3 protein-coding genes are annotated in these 3,913 nt (G+C 31.1%); all 3 read left to right on the top strand.

What is annotated here, in order from left to right; translation table 11 throughout:
- The first annotated feature begins 147 nt into the window (after positions 1 to 147).
- From COC46_RS21800 to COC46_RS21790, 3 genes are read left to right on the top strand one after another with little or no spacing between them, the layout of a single operon-like run.
- Positions 148 to 1,902, top strand: coding sequence for an ABC transporter ATP-binding protein (locus COC46_RS21800; protein WP_098811985.1), 1,755 nt, complete (start codon positions 148 to 150; stop codon positions 1,900 to 1,902).
- A 23-nt stretch (positions 1,903 to 1,925) separates the two neighbouring features.
- A complete protein-coding gene (locus COC46_RS21795; RefSeq protein ID WP_098811984.1) occupies positions 1,926 to 2,600 on the top strand; it encodes a response regulator transcription factor in 675 nt (224 codons plus the stop codon).
- Positions 2,597 to 3,664: a sensor histidine kinase gene (locus COC46_RS21790; RefSeq protein ID WP_176545254.1), complete on the top strand. Its 1,068-nt coding sequence runs from the start codon at positions 2,597 to 2,599 to the stop codon at positions 3,662 to 3,664. The genes COC46_RS21795 and COC46_RS21790 overlap by 4 nt, the downstream gene beginning before the upstream one ends.
- The last annotated feature ends 249 nt before the right edge of the window (positions 3,665 to 3,913 follow it).

Here is a 3,913-nt window from a genome sequence, read left to right as displayed (position 1 = left end):
ATTTGGCTGATGTTTTTTTGCGTTATAAAAGATTTTAAAAGTTGGTTTATTAAGGAAAAATATTTTAGTTCATTCTTTATTCATATTTTAGTTGTAAATTTTAAAAGTAAACTAAATAAACAAATAGTTAGAGTAGGGAGTAACGATATGAAAAAAGAAATTAATATAAATAAAAAGAGCGATTGGAGAAATTTTATCTCTTTAATAAAAAATGCAAATCCACCTAAATCGTTATTTGTAATAGGAGTTTTGCTAAGTGTAACAACTACTTTAGTGGGATTATTATTGCCATTACTAACAAAAAAGTTTGTTGATGGCTTCTCTTTAACAACCTTAAGTGCAAAGCAAATAGCAATTTTTGCTGCTGTACTAATTATACAAGCCATTTCTTCAGCAACTTCTATATACCTACTAAGCCGAGTAGGGAATACAGTCGTTGCCAATGTAAGACATCGATTATGGAAAAAAATGCTCTTACTACCGGTTTCATATTTTGATGAAACTCAGACTGGAGATAATGTTAGTCGAGTTACGAATGATACGTCAATTTTAAAAGGATTAATAACAGAGCATATAACAAATTTTTTAACAGGTATTATTGCGATTATTGGATCGTTTATTTTACTACTAGTGTTAGATTGGAGAATGACATTAGTAACGTTTAGCATTATACCGATCATTGCATTAATATTTATTCCTATTGGAAAACAAATGTCAAAGTTATCAAAAGCAGCTCAAGATGAGACAGCAGAATTCACTTCATTAATGAGCCAAGTCTTTTCTGAAATTAGATTAGTAAAAGTTTCAAATGCAGAATCTGCTGAAATTAATAAAGGTAATAAGGGAATTAATAATTTATTAAAATTTGGAATAAAAGAAGGGAAATTACATTCTTTAACAGGTCCGATTGTTTCCTTCGTGTTAATGCTTATTTTAGTGGTCATCATTGGATATGGTGGAGTCAGAGTTTCATCTGGTGCAATTACGGCAGGAGCTTTAGTAGCTTATATATTATATTTATTTCAAATTATCTTTCCAGTAACACAAATTACACAATTCTTTACTGAGCTTCAAAAGACAAAGGGGGCTACGGAAAGAATGATTAGTATATTAGACATGGAAGAGGAAAATTATGAGTCTGGAAAGAAAGATGTTGATATGACCTTACCGATTCATATTAATAAGCTGCATTTTGCGTATAAAGAAGAAGAGATGTTATCAAATCTTAATTTTTCGATTCCCCCAGGTAAGATAACAGCAATTGTTGGACCAAGTGGAAGTGGAAAGACAACTTTATTTTCACTCATTGAACGATTTTATTCTCCAAAGAGCGGTGAAATAACAATAGGAAATAATTCCATTGATAGTTTTCATTTAGAGAGTTGGAGAAACCAAATAGGATATGTGGCACAAGAGAGTCCACTAATTGCTGGTACGATAAGAGAGAATATCTGTTATGGAATTAAAAGGGAAATATCTGATAAAGAACTTGCTTATGTATCGGGCTTGGCATATGTTGATCAATTTGTTGATGATTTACCTGAAGGATTTGCTACAGAAGTTGGAGAAAGGGGTATTAAACTTTCAGGTGGACAAAGACAACGAATAGGTATTGCAAGAGCATTGTTAAGAAAACCTAAATTATTAATGCTAGATGAAGCTACTTCGAATCTGGATAGTAGATCGGAATTAGTTGTACAAAATGCCCTTTCTAATTTAATGGAAGGGAGAACTACTATGATTATTGCTCACCGCCTTTCAACAGTTATTGATGCAGATCAAATCGTGTTTTTAGATAAAGGGAAAATAACTGGAATTGGAACACATGATGAATTATATAGTAACCATCTAATGTACAAAGAGTTTGCAGATCAACAATTAAGAGTAAACAGTGCAGTGTAACTATAGTGAGGGAAGGTGTTTTTATGACTAGTATATTAATTGTAGACGATGATCCACATATTCGAAAATTATTAAATGTTTTACTTCGTGATGAAGGCTTTCATGTTTTTGAAGCAACTAATGGTATTGAAGCAATTACTGTTTTTGAAGAAAACAAAATTGATATGTTAATTATAGACTTAATGATGCCAAAAATGGATGGGTTCGAACTATGTAGTGAAATACGAAATGGATATGATCTCCCTATTATTATGCTAACTGCCAAAGGTGAAACCGAACAAAAGGTTAGAGGGTTTAAATTAGGGACAGATGATTATATCGTAAAGCCATTTGAGCCAGTCGAATTGGTAGTTCGAGTAAAAGCTTTACTAAGACGTTCAAAAATATCTTCATCTAAAATTGTTCAAATAGGAAATTTAACAATAGATCATGGCAATTACAAAGTTCTAAATGATAATCACGTAATTAATATGCCATTGAAAGAATTAGAACTGTTATTTACTTTAGCGAGTTCTTTAGGAAGGACTTACTCAAGAGAACAGCTAATTGAAAATATTTGGGGATTTGATTACGCAGGTGATGAAAGAACGGTGGATGTTCATATAAAAAGGTTAAGGGAAAGATTTCCCGAGAAAACATTTGGTTTTAAAATTTCCACTGTATGGGGATTAGGGTATCGAATGGAGTTAGTGAAATGAAATTACTTAAAAAAATTAGAGATGCTATAGGGGCTATATTATTATTAACGACTGCAATAACAGTAGGGAGCATCATTGTTCATTTTGCTACTAATTATTTCTATGAATATCACCTAACCAATCTATCGGCTTTAATGAAACAAATTATAAACACTTTTTTAACCTTCTTAATACTAATGCTTGCTGCAGCTTTGTTTGGTAGACTTTTTCATCATCCTAAGCAAATGAAAATGGTAAAAGAAATTATGCAGGCGATTCGCAGTATTTCCAGGGGAGAGTTTAATGTATCAGTAGATCTTGAAAAATTCAGAAATGCGTTTGGTGGTGAAATTGGACAGATAATAGATAGCTTTAATCATATGGCAAAAAATTTAGATCAAATGGAAAATATGAGGCAAGAGTTTATTTCTAATGTTTCTCATGAAATCCAATCGCCATTAACATCGATTAAAGGTTTTGCCAAAGTACTACAGAATGAAAATTTACCTTTAGATGAACGTAAGCAATATTTGAATATTATCGAGTATGAAAGCACTCGCTTATCAAAGCTTAGCGATAATCTTCTGAAGTTAACTTCACTAGAAACACAAAATCAGCCGATAGAAAAGAACAATTTCTCATTGAATAGCCAACTTATGTATTCACTTTTGAGCTGCGAACCTCAAATACTAGAAAAAAATATTAATATGCATGTTGATCTTGGGAAAATTGATTTCATTGGAGATGAGGCGCTTTTAAATCAGGTTTGGATGAATTTGATTACTAATAGTATAAAGTTTACACCTAATAATGGTGATCTATTTATATCAGCTAAGCAAGATTATGATAAGGTGGTTATAAAAATTCAAGATACAGGAATTGGTATTTCTGATGAAGATCAGGTGCATATATTTGAAAGATTTTATAAAGCTGATAAATCAAGAGACAGGACAACAAATGGAAATGGATTAGGTTTATCTATCGTAAAAAAAATTGTTGATATGCATAATGGGATAGTATATGTAGAAAGTAAAATTGGTAAGGGTTCACTATTTGTAGTAGAGTTACCTATGGTAGCAGAGTAATGTGTATTCATTATAGTAAATAGAGTGAATTAAGCAAAATTACTCTTTTATTATAATGAAGAACATTGTTATTTTTTGCAATAAAGTTATTGCAATCATAAAAGAATAGTGTTATATTATTAAACGTTGTCACATTAAATCAGTTAATGAGGCAAGAAAATAACAATAAAAAAGTTGTTGACTAACCAGACTGACTTATGATAAGATAATATAAGTCGCTAAGAGATATCGCGACAAAGTGAACTTTGA

Source organism: Bacillus sp. AFS041924, assembly GCF_002577195.1.
In the GTDB taxonomy this organism is placed as follows: Bacteria; Bacillota; Bacilli; order Bacillales; family Bacillaceae_G; genus Gottfriedia.
Note: the sequence above shows the minus strand (reverse complement) of the source record. Positions and strands in the feature narration are given on the sequence as shown.